Genomic DNA, 16,159 nt, shown 5'->3' on the forward strand with positions numbered 1-16,159 from the left:
CCGGCGTCCGCCATGACGGTACTGGTGCTGACCTGCGAGGAGGACGTCACGGCGGACCTCGTGGTCGCCGAACTGGGCGCCCTGGGCGTCCCCCTGGTGCGGTTCGACCCCGCCGACCTGCCGGGCCGGGTCGCGCTCTGCGCCGAGTACGCGCGCGGTGACTTCCACGGCCACCTGTCGGTGGACGGGCGCCTGGTCGGCACGGCGGCGGTGCGCGGCGTGTGGGTGCGCAGACCGGGCGCGCCCGCCGCGCGGGCGCCGGGGGCGTCCGCCTGGCTCACCGCCGAGACCGGCCAGGCCCTGTACGGGATGCTCTCGGCCACGGCCGCCCGCTGGATGAACCATCCGGCCGCGGCCGAGCGGGCCCGGCTCAAGCCGTGGCAGCTGCGGGTGGCGCACGGGAGCGGTTTCGCCGTGCCCCCGACGGTGGTGACGACGTTCCCCCGGGCGGCCGAGCAGTTCGCCGCCCGTCACCGGCGGGTGGTGGTGAAGACCCTGTCCGGGCCGCCGCGCGAGGAGCCGGGACTGCTCGTGCCGACCGCGCTGGTGGGGCCGGACGCGGACTTCTCCGCCGTCGCCGCCGCGCCGACCCTGCTCCAGCGGTACGTCCCCCGGCGGGCCGACGTGCGGCTGACGGCGGTGGGCGGGCGGCTGTTCGCCGCGCGCAAGCGGTCGGCTCCCGGCCAGGTGGACGGGCGGTACGGCGACAGCGGCCACGGCTGGGAGCCCTTGGCGGTGCCGGAGCGCATCGCGGGCGCCGTGCGCGCGTACACGGCGACGGCCCGACTCGCCTACGGGGCCTTCGACTTCGCCGAGGACGAGGACGGCGTGTGGTGGTTCCTGGAGTGCAACCAGGGTGGCCAGTTCGGCTTCGTGGAGCTGGAGACGGGCCTGCCCCTGGCGCGGACCGTCGCGTCGTGGCTGGCCGGCCTGGACGCGGAGTGAACCACGCCCGTATGGGCGGCCGGCTCGGGTCGGGGCGGCGCTGGTGAACGGGCGGCCGGCTCGGGTCGGCGGGTGCTGGTGAACGGGCGGCCGGCGCACCCCGTAGGAGAGGACGCAGCCGCTCCACCGCACCGAGGAGGCCCCCACCGTGACACGCGTCCGTCTCGACTACCCGCGCCGGGGGCGCCGCGGCCCCGCACGGTTCGTGCCGTCGTGGCGGCAGTGGCTGGGCCTCGTGCTGCTGGGCCTGACGGCGGTCGCCGGGCTGGCCGGGTGGGTGTACGCGACGACCCCGATCCCCGACGTCAACGCCGAGGCGCGGTCCGAGGCCACCGTCTACTACTGGGCGGACGGCACGCAGATGGTGAGCGTCGGGCCGGTCAACCGGCAGAACGTCCCGCTGTCCGACGTCCCGCGACCGCTGCGCGACGCCGTGATCGCCACGGAGAACGCGACCTTCTACAGCGACCCCGGCTTCTCCGTGCGCGGCCTGGCCCGCGCCGTCGTCGCCACGGCCGGGGGCGGCGAACTGCAGGGCGGGTCGACGATCACCCAGCAGTACGTGAAGAACACGTACCTCACGCAGGAGCGGACGGCGTCCCGGAAGCTGCGGGAACTGTGCCTGTCGGTGAAGCTGTCGCGGGCACTGTCCAAGGACGAGATCCTCCAGGGGTACCTCAACACCAGCTGGTTCGGGCGCGGCGCGTACGGCGTGCAGGCCGCCGCCGTGGCGTACTACGGCACCGACGCGCGGAACCTGGACCCCTCCCGCAGCGCCCTGCTCGCCGCGCTGCTGAAGGGCGGTGACCTGTACGACCCCGCGCTGGGCGAGGCGCACCGGCGACGGGCGGAGGCGCGGTGGCGGTACGTGCTGGACCGTCAGGTGGAGCTCGGGCTGATGACGCGCGCGGAGCGGGCCGCCCTCACCGTGTTCCCCGAGCCGCGGCCCAGGCCGGTGGCGAACGGCCTGGCGGGGCAGGTCGGCTACCTGGTCGACGCGGCCGACAAGGACCTGCGCAACCGGACGGGGCTCACCCCCGAGGCGCTCGGGCGCGGCGGGTACCGGATCCGCACGACCTTCGACCGGGCGGCGGTGGAGCGGCTGCGGCGGGCCGTCGAGGACGCGGCCCCGGCCACGGCCGGGCTGGCGGGCGGCGCAGACGGCGGGGCGCGGGGGGCGAACGGTGTGGTGCAGTTCGGCGCGGCGTCGGTGCGGCCGGGTGACGGGGCCGTGCTGGCGCTGTACGGGGGCCCGGACGCGACCCGGCACTTCTCCAACAACGCCGACACGGCGGGCGTCCCCGCCGGATCCGCCTTCACGCCCTTCGTCGCGGCGGCGGCCCTGCAGCGGGGCCTGGTGGGCGACGAGACGCCGCGCCGGGCCCTCGCGCTGCGCCGGGCGCTGGTCCGGGGTGACCCGGAGGTGTTCCTGCGGCTCGGGGAGGCGGTGGGGCCGGCCGGAGTGCGGGACGTCGCGGTCGGCGCGGGCCTGCTGCCGCGCAGCATGGCGCCGCTGGAGCCGGCGTTCGCGCTCGGCACGTCCACGCCGAGCGCGATCCGGATGGCCGGGGCGTACGCCACGTTCGCCTCCGGCGGGCGGCGCGCCGACCCGTACTCGGTGACCGCGGCGACGTACCGGGGCGTGCCTGTGGAGGGTCTGGAGCGGCCGCCCGCCCGGCAGGTGCTCGACCCGGGCGTCGCGCGGGAGGTGGCGCGCGGGCTGCGTGACGTGGCGGTGGACGCGGTGGACCCGGGCACGCTGGGCGCCCTCGGGCCGATCGCGGCGGGCCGCACGGGGGCCGGGGACCGGTCGCCCGCGGCGTGGTTCGTCGGCTACGGCGACGAGCTGTCGACGGCGGTCACCGTCTTCCGCACCCGCCCGGACGGCGGGGGACTGCTCCCGCTGACCGGAGCGGATGGTTCCGGGGGGCCGGGGTCCGTGGAGAACACCGGTGCGGAGAGCGCGGAAACGGAGCCGTCCGAAACGGGCGTTTCGGATGCGGGCGGTTCCGGCACGGACGGTTCCGGCGGGCGTGCGGACGGGCCCGCGGTGCGGGTGTGGTCGGCGTACATGGCCGAGAGCGCGTCGGCCGGCGGGACCGGGGACGGGGCGCGGGAGGCGGGGTGAGTGGGGCGGACGGGTGCGGGTACTCCGGGACGGGCCATGACCGTCGAGAGCCGGCACGGGAGGTACGCGTGCACACCAAGGGTCTGGTCGTCGTGATCACCGGGGCGTCCAGCGGCATCGGCCGCGCGGTCGCCCTGGACTTCGCCCGGCGGGGCGCCTCGCTCGTGCTGGCCGCCCGGGGAGCGGAGGCGCTGGAGGCGGCCGCGCGGGAGTGCCGTGCGCACCGGGGGACCCGCGCGGTGGTCCAGCCGACGGACGTGTCCGACGCGGCGGCCGTGGCGGCGCTCGCCCGGCGCGCGGTCGCCGAGTTCGGGCGCGTCGACGTGTGGGTGAGCGCCGCCGCGGTCGCCGTCTTCGGCGCCGTGGAGGACGTACCGCCCGAGGACGTGCGCCGGGTCCTGGACGTGAACGTCGTCGGGTGCGTGAACGCGGCACGCGCCGCGCTGCCGCTCATGCGGGCGCAGGGCGCCGGCGTCCTGGTCGACGTGGCGTCGGTACTGGGACTGACGGGTTCGCCGTACAACAGCGCCTACACGATGTCGAAGCACGCCCTGCGGGCGTTCGACGCCTGCCTGCGGCAGGAGCTGCGCTTGGAGGGCGTGCGGGACGTGCACGTCTGCACCGTGCTGCCGCCGACCGTGGACACGCCGTTCTTCCGGCACGTGGCCAACCGCAGCGGCCGCGAGGTGCGCGCGATGCCGCCGGTGTACACGCCGGAACGGGTCGCCCGGGCCGTCCGGGGCGCCGTGCGCAGGCCACGGGACGAGGTGGTCGTGGGCTCGGCCGGGCACGCGGTGCGGCTGGCCGCCACGGTCGCGCCCGGCCCACTGGGGCGGGCCCTCGCCGTCAAGGTGGACCGGACCCACTTCGTACGCGGGGGGAGCGCCCCGCAGAGCGCGGGCACCCTGTACGCGCCGCCGCCCGGGCCCGGCTCCACGCGGGACGGCTGGCACGGCGCGGGACGCACCGCGGGGCGGCGGCTCACCGGGGTGACCGTACTGGCCGCGGCGACCGCCGGGGCCGTGCGCCGGACGCGGCGGCGGTAGGCGCGGTCCACGGCGGTGGGCACGGCGGACCCGGACGGGCCGGCGGGAGGCGCGGCCCCTCCTCGGGGAGTCGCGCACGGGCGGCCCGCGAGGGCGCGGCCCGCCACGGGTGCGGCGTCCAGACCGGCCGGTCAGGCGTCGGGCGACGGCCCGTCAGGCGTTCCGCCGCGGCCCGTCAGGAGGCGTTGTCCCGCCGACAGCAGGGCCGCGAACGGCGGGCCGCTCGCGTGCAGGGCGGCCCGCGCCGCGTTCGCGCCCGGCGCGCCGTGCACGCCGCCGCCCGGGTGGGCGGAGGCGGAGGCGAGGTACAGGCCCCGCACGGGGGTCTCGGGACGGCCGGTGCCGGGGACGGGGCGGAACACCAGCTGCTGGTGGAGCGCGGTCGTGCCGCCGTTGACGGCGCCCCCGCGCAGGTTGGCGTCCAGGGCCTCCAGCGTGAGCGGGGTGAGGACCCGGCGGGCCCGTACCGTGCCGCGGAAGCCGGGCGCGAACCGCTCCACCACCGCCTCGATCCGATCCGCCATGCGCTGCCCGTCGTCGGGTGTCCAGGCGCTGGTGATCCCGTCGGGCCCCGCGTCGCCGGTGATGGTGCGGGGCACGTGGGTGTACGCCCAGGCCGACTCGGTACCGGCGGGCGAACGGGAGGGGTCGGCCGTGGTCATCTGGCCGAAGAGGAGGAACGGCCGGTCGGGGACGAGGCCCATGGCGATCTGCGCGGCGAAGCGGGTCAGTTCGTCGACGCCGTCGGCGAGGTGGACCGTCCCGGCGCGCGCTGGTCCTTCGGTGGCCCAGGGCACGGGCCGGTCCAGGGCCCAGTCGACCTTCACCGTCGCGAAGTCCCACTGGAAGCGGCGCACGTCGTCGCGGACGCGGTCCGGCAGGTGCTCCCAGGCGACCAGCTCGCCGTAGAGGGCGGGCGCGGGCACGTCGGCGAGGACGCCCCGGCGTGCCGTGACGGTCTCGCCGTCGGCGGTGCGCACGCCGTGGGCCCGCCCGTCGCGGACGACGACCTCGGTGACGCGCCGTCCGCACCGCACGGTCACGCCGCGGTCGGCCAGGCGGCGGACCAGGGCGTCGGTGAGGGCGCCCGCGCCGCCGGTGGGGACGGGGAAGCCCACCGTCTGGCCGAGCATGCACATGAGCCAGCCGAAGCCGCCGCCGAGCGCCGTCTCCGGGGACAGGTCGGCGTGCAGGGCGTTCCCCGCGAGCAGCAGCCGCCCGCCGTCCCCGGCGAACGTCTCCTCGCCCATGCGCCGCGCGGGCAGCAGGGCGGTCCGCAGCAGGCGCAGGCCGTCGGGACCGCGCAACCGGGCGGCGAGGCGCAGTCCGGACCGCACGGGCGGGAAGGGGGTGAACAGGGCACCCAGCGCGTCGGCGCCCACCCGGTCCCACAGCGCGCACAGCTCCCGCCAGGCGTCGCCGTCGCCGGGGGCGAAGCGCTCCAGGTCCTCGGCGGTGCGGTCCGGGTCGCGTTCCAGCACGGCGCAGCGCCCGTCCGTGAGCGGGTGGGCGACGACGGCCGGTGCGTGGCTCCAGGTCAGCCCGTACTCGTGCAGGCGCAGGCCGCGGATGACCGGGGACGCGGCGGCGAGCGGGTAGAAGGAGCTGAACAGGTCGTTGACGTGGTCCGGGTGGACGCCGCGGTCGCTGCGGACGGCGCCGCCGGGTGCGTCCTGGGCTTCCAGGACGTCGACCGTCCAGCCCCGGTCGGCCAGGAGGTTGGCGGCGACAAGCCCGTTGGGCCCGGCTCCGATGACGACGGCGTCGGGCATGAGGGGTCCTTCCGCGCGGTGGTCCGGCGATTCGGGGGCGGGGGGCGGTGAGGCGGTGTGGTGCGGGGTGTGGTGGCGCGGGATGTGGTCAGGCGGGTGCGGGGCTGGTGCCCTCGACGACCTCGGCGAGGCGGCGGAGCATGCGGCGGTGGCGGAGCTGGAGGAGCGCGTCGAAGACGGCGTTGTGCAGGCGCGCGCCGGGTCCCCGCAGGGGGTGCTCGTCGACGACGACCAGGGTCTCGTCGCCCCAGGGGGCGATCTCGATGGCGACGCGGGCGGTGCCGGTGGGTTCGCTCTTCACCTCCAGCTCCAGCCGGCGCGGCGGTTCCACCCTGCGGACGACCGTGGAGCCCGCGAAGCGGGCGGGGCCGAGCGCGACGGTGTACCGCAGGGACGAGCCGACCTCGGGCCAGTCGCCCTCCAGCGGTTCGGTGTCGTGCGTCCCGACGACCCACTCGCAGTACCTGTCCCGGTCGCTGAGCACGTCCCACACCGCTGCCGGCGGGCGCTTGATCACGTGCTGCCGTACGGCCATGCCTGGCTCCTCCGGGCGGTGGTCACCCGCGTGGGGCCGGGTGACCGAGAGCGTCGAAACGGACGCACCCCGGGTGTCCCGGAAGGCGGGTGATCAAACCCGCCGCGCCGCCGTCCCACCGGGTCGGCGGGGTACCGGGGTCGCGGGGTCGCGGGGACGGGGCAGCCGGAGACCGGGTCGGGCGGGATACCGGCGCGGCGGGTGCTGACGCGTCGGGGGCGGCAGGGGTGGCGTACCCACCCCGGTGCGTACGCCGCCCGGTCCGGGGTGACCGGGCCGGGCGCCCGTCGGTCCGGGGTACCCGGCCGTGCCCGCCGGCCCGGGGCGGCCGCCGCCCCGAGGTGGCCGGCCCGGGGTTCCCCGTGTGTGTGAAGGAGCGGTCCTGTATGCGGCCGGGACCGCCCCTCACGGCGGTCGCCGGCGGGGGCCGTGCGGGCACCGGTCACCGCCCGAGGGCCCGCACGGCCGCGGCCGCCGCCTGGGCGACGAGCTCGTCGCGGCGTTCCGCGCCCTTCCGGTCGCGGCTGGACATGACGGCGATGACCAGGGGGGCGCGGCCGCCGGCCGGCCACACCACCGCGATGTCGTTGCGCCCGCCGTACCCGGCGGTGCCGCTCTTGTCGGCGACCGCCCAGCCGGCGGGCACCCCGGCGCGCACGAGGGTGGCGCCGGTGGTGTTGGTCGCCATCCACGTCCGCAGCTGTGCGCGTTCGGCGGGCCCCAGCGCGTCGCCGAGCAGGAAGGCCCGCAGGTCGCGGGCCATGGCGCGCGGGGTACTGGTGTCGCGGACGTCGCCCGGCCTGCCTTCGCTGAGGTCGGTCTCGCGACGGTTCATCTCGATCACGTCGTCCCCCAGGGCCTTCAGCTTCCGCTCCAGGCCCTCGGGGCCGCCGAGGGCGTCGAAGAGGAGGTTGGCCGCCGTGTTGTCGCTGTACCGCAGGGCGGCGGCGCAGAGGTCGCGCAGGCTCATCCCGGTCCCGACGGCGCCCTCGGTGGCGGGCGAGTGGCCGACCAGGTCGTCCCGCGAGTAGCGGACCACCTCGTCGAGGCCGTCGAGTCCCCGTTCGCGCAGGAGGGCGCCGACGGCCAGCGCCTTGAACGTCGAGGCGTACGCGAACCGGTCGTCGGCCCGGAAGGCGACCTCGCGCCCGGTGCCGGTGTCGACCGCGTGGACGCCGAGGCGCGCGTCGAACCGGCGCTGGAGGTCGCGGAACGCGCGGTCGGCGGTGGCCGCCGCGGCGCCCGGCGACCCGGGGGCCGCGGACGTGCGGGCGGGGGTGGGCGTGGCGGCGGGGGCGTGATCGCCCGCCGCACCCGGTCCGCACGCCGGAAGGAGGACGGCGAGGGCGAGGAGGCCGGCCGTCCGGGCGGCGCCCGGGCGCCTGCGCGGGCGGGATCGGGGTGTCATCGGGTGGGCCTCCACGGGGTCGGGAGCGGCGTGACCGCGGGTGCCGGGGCCCGTCGCCCGGCGTCGCCCACCACTTTCCGCCCTGCGGCCCCCGCCCGTCCAAGGCGCGCCCGGCCGGCGCCGGGGCGGGCACCGTGCCCGGCGCCCGCCCCGGCGTGGTCAGGAACCGGCGTCGGGGCGACCCCCGTGGTCCGGGCGGACCGACTCCTGGGCGGTCGGGCTGGGGGTCAGGGAGTCGGCGGCCTCGCCGTCGTCCTCGTCCGCCTGCCCGTCGTCGAGACGGAGTTCCGCCTCCTCGAACTCGTGCAGGACCTCCTCGGTGGCGGTTCGCGGCTGCTGCTCGTGCTTGTCCGTGGATTCCATGGGGTTCGTGTTCCTCGTGGTGCGCCGACCCAATCCGCCCCGTCGGGCGCCCTGACGGAAGTCGTCGATCAGGTGACCGTCGGCATGTGTGCTCACTGCTCGGGTCGCGGGGCAGCGTGCACCGCGGCCGTGGATCGTGTCGGACGAGAAGGGGTCCTGAGCCAGTACGAGCGGGCAGCGACAGTCAGTGCGGCTCCGTAGACGGCGAACGCGGTCATGCCGATCCAGGCGACCAGCAGCGCATCACTCGAGGAGTGGAAGTCGCCCCGCCGTATCGTCACCACGCCGGCCGTGGCAAGGGCCACGTAGCCGACACCGAAGACCCCGTACGGAGCCAGGGTGGCGGCGCCCGTCAAGGCCGGGGCCAGGAGGAGCCAGCGGGGGACGCGGCGGTCGCGCAGCCACAGCGTCCAGCGCGGGAAGACCTGGCCCCACGGACGGACCAGGCCCCACAGCAGGAAGGTGCCGAGCGCGGCCAGCAGCACGGTGGCGTCCAGGCCCCAGGACTCCAGGGTGAGCCATGCTCCTGACGCACCGTTGCGCCGGGAGACGGCGCGCATCTCCTCGCCGGTCATCCCGGCGAAGGTGCCGCCGGACGCCCAGACGAGCTTCATCGCCGCGTAGGGGAGAAACGCCATCGTCCCGGCACAGGCGGCGAGCTGGACCGGCCCCGAGGCGGCGGAAGGGGCCCGTGCGACGGCCGCGTCGGGCACGCGGCGGACGGGCCGGGACCGGGCAGTGGCCGCGAGCAGCAGGACTCCGGCCGCCGCCAGCGCGTGGTGCGCCGCGGCCACGCCGTTGTCCACCCCCTGACCGAACACCAGGGTGATGACGTCCATCAGCAGGCCGAAGGCGGCCGTCCCGGCCGGCACGCAGAGCACCCACAGCAGCACCCGCGTCGCAGGCCGCGGTCCGTACCGCGTCACCGCGCCACAGGTCAGGGCCGCCAGCGCCCCCACCCCCGCGACCCCCCAGCCCAGCGCCGAGGGTCCCGGGTCGCTGCCCAGGTGGAGCGGCGGCGTCCCGCTCAGCGCGCACGCCAGGCCGAAACCGGCGTACAGCACCGCCCACACCATCGTGGCCCGGGCCACCCGGCGCGGCCCCCACGGGCGCCGGGGCGCCCCCGTCTTCCCTGCCCCAACGATCATGCACCGACCGTCGCATCGACCGCGGCAGCGCGGCGTCACCTGCTGGGACGAGTCCCCTCCGCCGCTCGGGTGAGCCCCCGCCGCACCTCGGGTGGAGGCGGAAAGTTGGATACTTGACGCATGAACGTCTGCGTGCCCGGGCTCGTGGGCGGGCGGGAGAGACTCGGTCGCGCCCTCTTCACCCGCGTCGCGGGGCCTGAGGGCGAGGCCAACCGCGCGCGGATCCACGGCACGCCGGGGCCGCGCTGGTTCGGTCCGGACCGCCCGGTGCGAACCGTCCACGGCGACGCCTCGATGTTCGTCGGCGGGCTGCGGGCGCTGCTGCTCCAGTCCCTGCACCCGCTCGCCATGGCGGCGGTGGCGGCCCACTCCGGCTACCGGGGGGACCCGTGGGGGCGGCTCCAGCGCACCAGCACCTTCCTGGCGGTCACGACGTACGGCACCGCGCGGGACGCCCAGCGGGCGGTCGACCGGGTGCGGGCAGTGCACGAGGCGGTACGCGGGCGGACCACCGGGGGCGCCGCCTACCACGCCGCGGATCCGCACCTGCTGGAGTGGGTCCACGTCGCCGAGGTGGACAGCTTCCTCACCGCGCACCAGTGCTACGGGGCCCACCCGCTGGACCCGGACGGCTGCGACGCGTACGTCGCCGACACGGCGCGCGTGGCCGCCGCGCTGGGCGTGCCGGACCCGCCGCGGAGCCGGGCGGCGCTGGCCGAGCGGATGGCCGCGTACCGGCCGGAGCTGACCGCTTCGGAGGAGGCGCGGGAGGCGGCCCGGTTCCTGCTCCTGCACCCGCCGCTGCCGTGGGCCGCCCGGGCGCCGTACGCGCTGCTGGCGGTGAACGCCGTGTCGCTCCTGCCGCCGTGGGCACGCGCTCCGCTCGGCCTGCCGTCCCTGCCGCTGCTGGAGCGGACCGCCGTGCGCGCCTCGGGCCGGGCCGTGGTCGGGACGATCCGCTGGGCGCTGCCCCCGCGTCCACCCGCCGCCGACGTCCCCTGACCCACCGCTCGTGACCACCGCTCGTGACCGGCGGCCCGTGATCGACCGCCCATGAGCGGCAGCTCGCCACCGGGGGCCGCTCAGCGGCCGCGCGTGAGGGTGCCGAGGACGCGGACGTGGGGGCGGTCGCCGTCCGCCGGGACGGTGATCTCGGCGCGCACCCCGTAGACGTCGGCGACGAGCGCCTCGGTCAGTACCTCGCCGGGCGTGCCGGCGGCCACGACCCGGCCGTGGGCGAGGACGGCGACCCGGTCGCAGTACATCGCCGCGAGGTTGAGGTCGTGCAGGGCGACGACGCTGGTGACGGGCAGGGCGGCGACGAGGTCCAGCAGGTCGAGCTGGTGCTGGATGTCGAGGTGGTTGGTCGGCTCGTCGAGGAGGAGCTCCCTCGGTTCCTGCGCGAGTGCCCGGGCGATCTGGACGCGCTGCCTCTCCCCGCCGGACAGGGTGTGCCACGACTGGTGCGCCCGGTCGGTGAGGCCGGTGCGTTCCAGAGCCGTCCGCACGGCTTCCTCGTCGGCGGGCACGGGCGGCGTCCAGGCGCGGCGGTGCGGGATGCGGCCGAGGCGGACGACGTCGGCGACGGTCAACTCGACGAGGGTGTCCGACTGCTGCTCCACGACGGCGACGCGCCGGGCGACGTCCCTGCGGCGCAGGGCGGGCAGCGGCAGCCCGTCGAGGGTGACGACGCCCGATGCGGGCGCGAGGACCCCGGCGAGCAGCCGCAGCAGCGTGGACTTGCCGGAGCCGTTGGGCCCGAGGAGCCCGGTGACGCCGCCGGGCTCGGGGGCGAGGCTGACGCCGTCGAGGATCAGCCGGCCCCCGGCGGTGCGGGTGACGCGGTCGGCTGCGAGGGTCACCGGGCGGCCCTCCGGGTCCGGTACAGCACGAGGACGAAGGCCGGTACGCCCAGCAGGGACGTCATGACGCCCACCGGCACCTCCTGGGGTTCGAGGACGGTACGGGCGAGGGTGTCGATCCACACCAGGAAGACGGCCCCGCCCAGGGCGGTGGCGGGCAGCAGCCGGGCGTGCCCGGGGCCGACGATGGCCCGGGCGGCGTGGGGCAGCACCAGGCCGACGAAGCCGATCGCGCCGGCCGCGCTGACCAGGGCGGCGGTGAGGAGCGCGGTGGCGCACAGCAGGACGAGGCGGGTGCGGCCGACGTGCACGCCGAGGGACGCCGCGGCGTCCTGCCCGAAGGCGAACGCGTCGAGGGTCCTGCCGTGGGCCAGACAGACGGCGAGGCACGCGGCGAGGACGGCCGCGCACAGCCACACGTCGTCCCAGCCGGCGCCGCCGAGCGAGCCGAGCAGCCAGAACAGCACGCCGCGGGTGGTCTCCGCGTCGGCGGAGGTGACGACGACGAAGGAGGTCAGCGCGGAGAAGAGCTGCATCGCGGCGACACCGGAGAGGACGACCCGGTCGGTGGTGCCGCCCAGGACGTGGCTCAGCAGCAACATCAGGGCGAAGGAGCAGACCGCGCCGGCGAAGGCACCCGCGGAGAGCGACAGCGCGCCGCCACCCGCGCCGAGGACCACGACGAGCACGGCGCCGGTGGAGGCGCCGGAGGAGACGCCGAGGACGAAGGGGTCGGCGAGCGGGTTGCGCAGCAGCGACTGCATGACGGCGCCGCACACGGCGAGCCCGGCCCCGCACACGGCGGCCAGCAGGGTGCGGGGCAGCCGCAGGTTCCACACGATGCCGTCGCGGATCGGGGACAGCCCGGAGGGGGCGCCGCCGAGGTGCGAGGCGACGACGGACCACACGTCGGCGACGCCGAGGTCGGCGGGGCCGACGGTGATGGTGAGGGCGACGGAGACGGCGAGCACCGCGAGCCCCGCCGCCGAGCGCAGCAGGGCGGCGGTCACCGGGACAACCCGAACCGGCGGATCGCGGCGGCGACCTGCTCGATCCCCTCCACGGTGCGGATCGTCGGGTTCATGGCCTGGCCGCTGAGCAGCACGTACCGCTTGTGCTTGACGGCCTCCATGTTCCTGGTGACCGGGTTCGACTCCAGGAACGCGATCTTCTTGCTCGCGCTCTCCGCGGTCTGCGACCGGCGGGTGAGGTCGCCGATGACGAGCACGTCGGGGTCCCGGTCGGCCACGGTCTCCCAACTGACCTGCGGCCACTCCTCGGTGGTGTCGTCGAGGACGTTCTTCGCGCCGAGCGTGCGGGTGATGATGCCGGGCGCGCCGCAGCAGCCCGCCATGTACGGGGACTCGGCGTTGGCGAACCAGTACATGAGGGTGACGTCCGACTCGTCGAGGCCCTTCTTCGCCGCGGCGGTGCGGGCGTCGAGCCGCTCGACGAGCTGCTCGCCGCGTTCCTCGACGCCGAAGACGCGGGCGAGGTCGCGCACCTCCCGGTGGATGGTCTCCATGGTGAGCGGCGCGGTCCGCACGCCGTCACCGCCGCCGGAGTTGTCCTTGCCCGCGCAGTCCGCCGGGGAGAGGTACGTCGGAACGCCCAGCTTCTCGAACTGGTCGCGGGTCGCGACGCCGCCGGTGCCGAGGGTGGAGGCGAAGGAGGCGGCGACGAAGTCCGGTTCGGTGTCGAGGACCCGCTCGAACGAGGGGTTGTTCTCCGCCAGCCGCCGGACGCGGGCGTTCTCCTTCTCCAGCCCCTTCATCACCGGGTCGGTCCAGGTGGCGGTGCCGGCCATGCGGTCGGCCAGGCCGAGGGAGAGCAGCGTCTCGGTGGTGCCCTGGTTCAGGGACACGGCCCGGCGGGGACCGCCGCCGTGGACCTCCACCTGACGCCCGCAGTTGTCGAGGGAGCGGGCCGCCGCGCCGGAGGCGGACGCGGACGGGCCGGATGCGCCGCCGGCGCATCCGGTGAGCAGCAGGGCGCCGCAGAGCAGGGCGGCGGGCAGGCGGTGCTGGCGTGGCAGGGGCACGGGGCGTCCTCGGTTCGTGGCCCATGCGCGGGGCCGTCCGTAACGGGCGCCAGCAGGTCTTCGGACTCGGGGTCGACCGGACGCGGCGCCTTCCCGGGCCGGTCGGTGCCCAGTGGCTCGTGCTGCCGCGCCCGTCACCCTCACCGCTGCGCGTCAGTTCCGGATTCACACCGGATTCCCTGACCCAGGTACCGCAGGTACTGAGTTCGACTGGCCACGGCAAGGTAACACGGTGGTCGCAGAGCGGGACCGACCGGGCCGGCCCGCGGCCGGGGGTGCCGACGGGCGTCGGCCGACGTGCGCCGGCGCGACCCGGCGGGGGGCGGGCGCGGGCCGGCGCGGGCGGGCACGATGGGCGATCCGCGGGCGGGCGTCGGCGGGCGACGGCGGGCGACGGCGGGATCGGATCCGGGTGCGGGCGGGCGTCGGCGGGCGGGCGTCGGCGGGCGGGTGCGCTCAGCGGGCCGGACACCGACGGGCAGGTGCCAGCGGGCCGGACGGCGGCAGACGGGTCCAGTGGGCCGGACGGCGGCAGACAGGTGCCATCGGGCCGGACACCGACGGGTAGGTGCCATCGGGCCGGACACCGACGGGTGGGTGCCAGCGGGTGGGCGCCGGCGGGTGGGAGGTCAGTCGGCGGACCGGGCGTAGTCGCCGAAGCCCGTCCAGTCCAGGGCGACGCAGGGTTCGTCCCCCAGCACCCAGGCGTCGTGGCCGGGCTCGACCGTGAAGAAGTCGCCGGGCCCCACCTCGGCGCTCTCACCGCCGCCGTCCATGACGATCCGCATCCGGCCGCTGACCACGTAGCCGGTGTGCGACGCCTGGCAGCTGTCGGTACCGGCGAGCGGCCTGACGTGCTCGGTCCACCGCCAGCCGGGTTCGAAGACGGCGCGTCCGACGGGTCCCTGCCCGGTGGTGATCAGGTCCAGCCTGCCCTTGCCGTCCTCGAAGGGACGGGTCTCATCGGCGGCGTCGAAGTTCCTGCTGACGATGGCTGTCATGTCGTCCGCCTCCCCGGGAGAGGATCGGTCCCCGAGTACTCCTCCAGGCTACGCCGCGCGGTGCGTCAGGGGTGCTCCAGGTAGCCGGCGAGCGTGCCGCGGCTGCGGCGGAGGGCGTCGATGCGTGCGTCCGCGGCCGCCAGCTCGCCGTGCAGGACGTCCCGGATCCCGGCGCACCAGTCGAAGCCCAGACCCGGCCCCTCACCCCGGGCGCAGGGCAGGACCGTGCGGATCACCTCCGTGGAGAGCCCGGCGGCGAGCAGCGCGCGCACCTGCCGGACGGTGGGCACGGCGTCCTCGTCGTAGTCGCGGTACCCGTTGCCGCGCCGGACCGAGGTGAGCAGCCCCTGCGCCTCGTAGTAGCGCAACAGCCGCGTGCCCACTCCGGTCCGCCGGGACAGCTCCCCGATCAGCATGGCCCCTGCCTTCCCCGCCTTGACCTTCGCACCAGTGTGAAGCCCTAACGTCGGCTCGGGCCGCGGGAATTCCACCGCCGGTCCCGCACCCCTGCCCCCACCGCCCCCTCTCCCCCACCCCTCACACCCCTCACACCCCTCACAGACCAGGAGTGATCCATGACGTCCACGACGGCGTTCGCCGTGCACCGCGACGGCCGCGCCTCGACCGCCGCGGAGCTGGCGCCGCTCGCCTTCGCCGGGTACGCGCACTTCACCGCCGCCCAGGTGCGCGGCGGTCGGATCCGCGGCCTCGACCTCCATCTGGAACGGCTGCGGTCGGCTTCCCTGGAGCTGTTCGGCAGGGCGCTGCCCGACGCGACGGTCCGGTCCCACCTGCGGACCGCCCTGGAGGCGGGGCCCGCGGACGTCTCGCTGACCGCCACGGTCCACTCCCCCGCGGGCGAGTTCACCGTCGCCGACCCGGACGAGACGCCCGCGCTGCTGGTCCGTACCGGGCCGCCGGCACACGGACCCGCCGGCCCGCTGTCGCTGGTGCCGGTGACGCACGAGCGCTTCCTGCCGACGGTCAAGCACGTGGGCGAACCGGCCAAGACGCACCTGCTCCGCCGGGCCGCCGCACAGGGCTTCGACGACGCCCTCTTCCTCGACCGGCGGGGCCGGCTCAGCGAGGCGACGATCTGGAACCTGGCGTTCTGGGACGGCACGTCGGTGGTGTGGCCCGTGGCCGACATGCTGCACGGCACGACGATGGGCGTGCTGCGGCGCGCCCTGCGTCGGCTCGGCGTCCCGCAGCGCCGGCAGGAGGTCACCGCCGCCGACCTGCCCGCGCTGGCCGGGGCCGTCGTCATGAACTCGTGGACGCCGGGCGTCCCGGTCCACCGGATCGGCGCCGTGGAACTGCCGGCGGCCCCGTCCTTCGTGGACCTCCTCCACCGCGCGTACGCGTCCGAACCACCCACCGCTCCCTGACGGTCCGTCATCCGAGCGGTCGCCACCCGTGCGGCGCCCGTTCGGGCAGCCCGGGGCGCGCGCACCGCGCCCCGGCGCGTGCGCCGGGGCGGCACTGGCGCGCACGAGGAGCGCGCGGCAGGGCCCGTACCGACGTCCGTACATCCATCCGGGCGACGGCGGTGCGGAAACGCGGACGCCGGCGGGCCGCGGGTGGGAGCCTCACCGACTGACCAGCCGCCGTGCGGGCGGCGTCCGGAGAGGAGTTCCCCAGGTGACAGGCAGCAGTATGCGGGTCGGTGGACGGCGGGTCGCGGCCGTCCTGGCCATGGGCGGCGGGCTCATGCTCGGACCGGTGGTCCCGGTCCAGGCCGACTCGCCCGACGGGCTGGGGCTGTCGGCACGCACCACCGCCGCCGACCGCCTCACCGAGCCGGTGTCCGCAGCCGTGGGGACCGCGGAGGACCTCACCACCCTCACCTCGCCGGGCGGCGGGCGGGCCTGACGGACGCGCGCCGGTCGGCGGCCTCGGGCAGCCCGCTT

At 76.6% G+C, this 16,159-nt stretch carries 16 protein-coding genes and 1 riboswitch; of the genes, 6 read left to right on the plus strand and 10 right to left on the minus strand.

Translation table 11 applies throughout. The annotated features are described in order from the left end of the window. Nucleotides 1–12 precede the first annotated feature (12 nt). The 3 genes from tgmB (at nt 13) to ACF053_RS02435 (ending at nt 4,119) form a co-directional block, all read left to right on the plus strand. Nucleotides 13–945, plus strand: coding sequence for an ATP-grasp ribosomal peptide maturase (gene tgmB / locus ACF053_RS02425; protein ID WP_391952061.1), 933 nt, complete (start codon nt 13–15; stop codon nt 943–945). 148 nt (nt 946–1,093) lie between these two features. After that, on the plus strand, nt 1,094–3,073 hold the full coding sequence (locus ACF053_RS02430; protein WP_391952062.1) for a transglycosylase domain-containing protein: 1,980 nt from the start codon (nt 1,094–1,096) through the stop codon (nt 3,071–3,073). 68 nt (nt 3,074–3,141) lie between these two features. Continuing rightward, nucleotides 3,142–4,119 (plus strand): SDR family oxidoreductase, encoded by a 978-nt coding sequence (locus ACF053_RS02435; RefSeq protein WP_391952063.1) that lies wholly within the window; start codon nt 3,142–3,144, stop codon nt 4,117–4,119. A gap of 131 nt (nt 4,120–4,250) precedes the next feature. Here ACF053_RS02435 and ACF053_RS02440 read toward each other — a convergent pair whose 3' ends face one another. The 5 genes from ACF053_RS02440 to ACF053_RS02460 all read right to left on the minus strand — a co-directional run bounded on the left by ACF053_RS02440 (nt 4,251) and on the right by ACF053_RS02460 (nt 9,345). Beyond that, nucleotides 4,251–5,891 carry a phytoene desaturase family protein gene (locus tag ACF053_RS02440; RefSeq protein WP_391952064.1) on the minus strand — a complete coding sequence of 547 codons (1,641 nt, stop codon included), beginning with the start codon at nt 5,889–5,891 and terminating at the stop codon, nt 4,251–4,253. Between the two features lie 88 nt (nt 5,892–5,979). Continuing rightward, nucleotides 5,980–6,426, minus strand: a complete 447-nt coding sequence (locus ACF053_RS02445) for an SRPBCC family protein (RefSeq protein WP_391952065.1) — start codon at nt 6,424–6,426, stop codon at nt 5,980–5,982. A 442-nt stretch (nt 6,427–6,868) separates the two neighbouring features. Then, nucleotides 6,869–7,834: a class A beta-lactamase gene (gene bla, locus ACF053_RS02450; protein ID WP_391952066.1), complete on the minus strand. Its 966-nt coding sequence runs from the start codon at nt 7,832–7,834 to the stop codon at nt 6,869–6,871. 159 nt (nt 7,835–7,993) lie between these two features. Further along, on the minus strand, nt 7,994–8,197 hold the full coding sequence (locus tag ACF053_RS02455; protein ID WP_391952067.1) for a hypothetical protein: 204 nt from the start codon (nt 8,195–8,197) through the stop codon (nt 7,994–7,996). Between the two features lie 92 nt (nt 8,198–8,289). Continuing rightward, a complete protein-coding gene (locus ACF053_RS02460) occupies nt 8,290–9,345 on the minus strand; it encodes a hypothetical protein (RefSeq protein WP_391952068.1) in 1,056 nt (351 codons plus the stop codon). 120 nt (nt 9,346–9,465) lie between these two features. On the opposite strand from ACF053_RS02460, the gene ACF053_RS02465 reads away from it, so the two are divergent. Then, nucleotides 9,466–10,347, plus strand: a complete 882-nt coding sequence (locus ACF053_RS02465; RefSeq protein ID WP_391952069.1) for an oxygenase MpaB family protein — start codon at nt 9,466–9,468, stop codon at nt 10,345–10,347. An 80-nt stretch (nt 10,348–10,427) separates the two neighbouring features. Here ACF053_RS02465 and ACF053_RS02470 read toward each other — a convergent pair whose 3' ends face one another. The 5 genes from ACF053_RS02470 to ACF053_RS02490 form a co-directional block, all read right to left on the minus strand. Continuing rightward, nucleotides 10,428–11,207 (minus strand): ABC transporter ATP-binding protein, encoded by a 780-nt coding sequence (locus tag ACF053_RS02470; protein WP_391952070.1) that lies wholly within the window; start codon nt 11,205–11,207, stop codon nt 10,428–10,430. After that, nucleotides 11,204–12,217 (minus strand): FecCD family ABC transporter permease, encoded by a 1,014-nt coding sequence (locus ACF053_RS02475; RefSeq protein ID WP_391952071.1) that lies wholly within the window; start codon nt 12,215–12,217, stop codon nt 11,204–11,206. Before ACF053_RS02475 ends, ACF053_RS02470 begins: the two co-directional genes overlap by 4 nt. Continuing rightward, on the minus strand, nt 12,214–13,248 hold the full coding sequence (locus ACF053_RS02480; protein ID WP_391952072.1) for an ABC transporter substrate-binding protein: 1,035 nt from the start codon (nt 13,246–13,248) through the stop codon (nt 12,214–12,216). Before ACF053_RS02480 ends, ACF053_RS02475 begins: the two co-directional genes overlap by 4 nt. Before the next feature lie 34 nt (nt 13,249–13,282). Beyond that, nucleotides 13,283–13,478, minus strand: a riboswitch (cobalamin riboswitch). Between the two features lie 399 nt (nt 13,479–13,877). Then, nucleotides 13,878–14,249, minus strand: coding sequence for a cupin domain-containing protein (locus ACF053_RS02485; protein ID WP_391952073.1), 372 nt, complete (start codon nt 14,247–14,249; stop codon nt 13,878–13,880). Between the two features lie 65 nt (nt 14,250–14,314). Further along, nucleotides 14,315–14,665, minus strand: a complete 351-nt coding sequence (locus ACF053_RS02490) for a MerR family transcriptional regulator (RefSeq protein ID WP_391952074.1) — start codon at nt 14,663–14,665, stop codon at nt 14,315–14,317. A 159-nt stretch (nt 14,666–14,824) separates the two neighbouring features. On the opposite strand from ACF053_RS02490, the gene ACF053_RS02495 reads away from it, so the two are divergent. Together ACF053_RS02495 and ACF053_RS02500 are read left to right on the plus strand one after the other, a co-directional pair. After that, nucleotides 14,825–15,637 carry an aminotransferase class IV family protein gene (locus ACF053_RS02495; RefSeq protein ID WP_391952075.1) on the plus strand — a complete coding sequence of 271 codons (813 nt, stop codon included), beginning with the start codon at nt 14,825–14,827 and terminating at the stop codon, nt 15,635–15,637. 253 nt (nt 15,638–15,890) lie between these two features. After that, nucleotides 15,891–16,121 (plus strand): hypothetical protein, encoded by a 231-nt coding sequence (locus tag ACF053_RS02500; protein ID WP_391952076.1) that lies wholly within the window; start codon nt 15,891–15,893, stop codon nt 16,119–16,121. The last annotated feature ends 38 nt before the right edge of the window (nt 16,122–16,159 follow it).

The sequence above is a fragment of the Streptomyces kanasensis genome (assembly GCF_043077165.1).
GTDB classification, from domain to species: domain Bacteria; phylum Actinomycetota; class Actinomycetes; order Streptomycetales; family Streptomycetaceae; genus Streptomyces; species Streptomyces changanensis.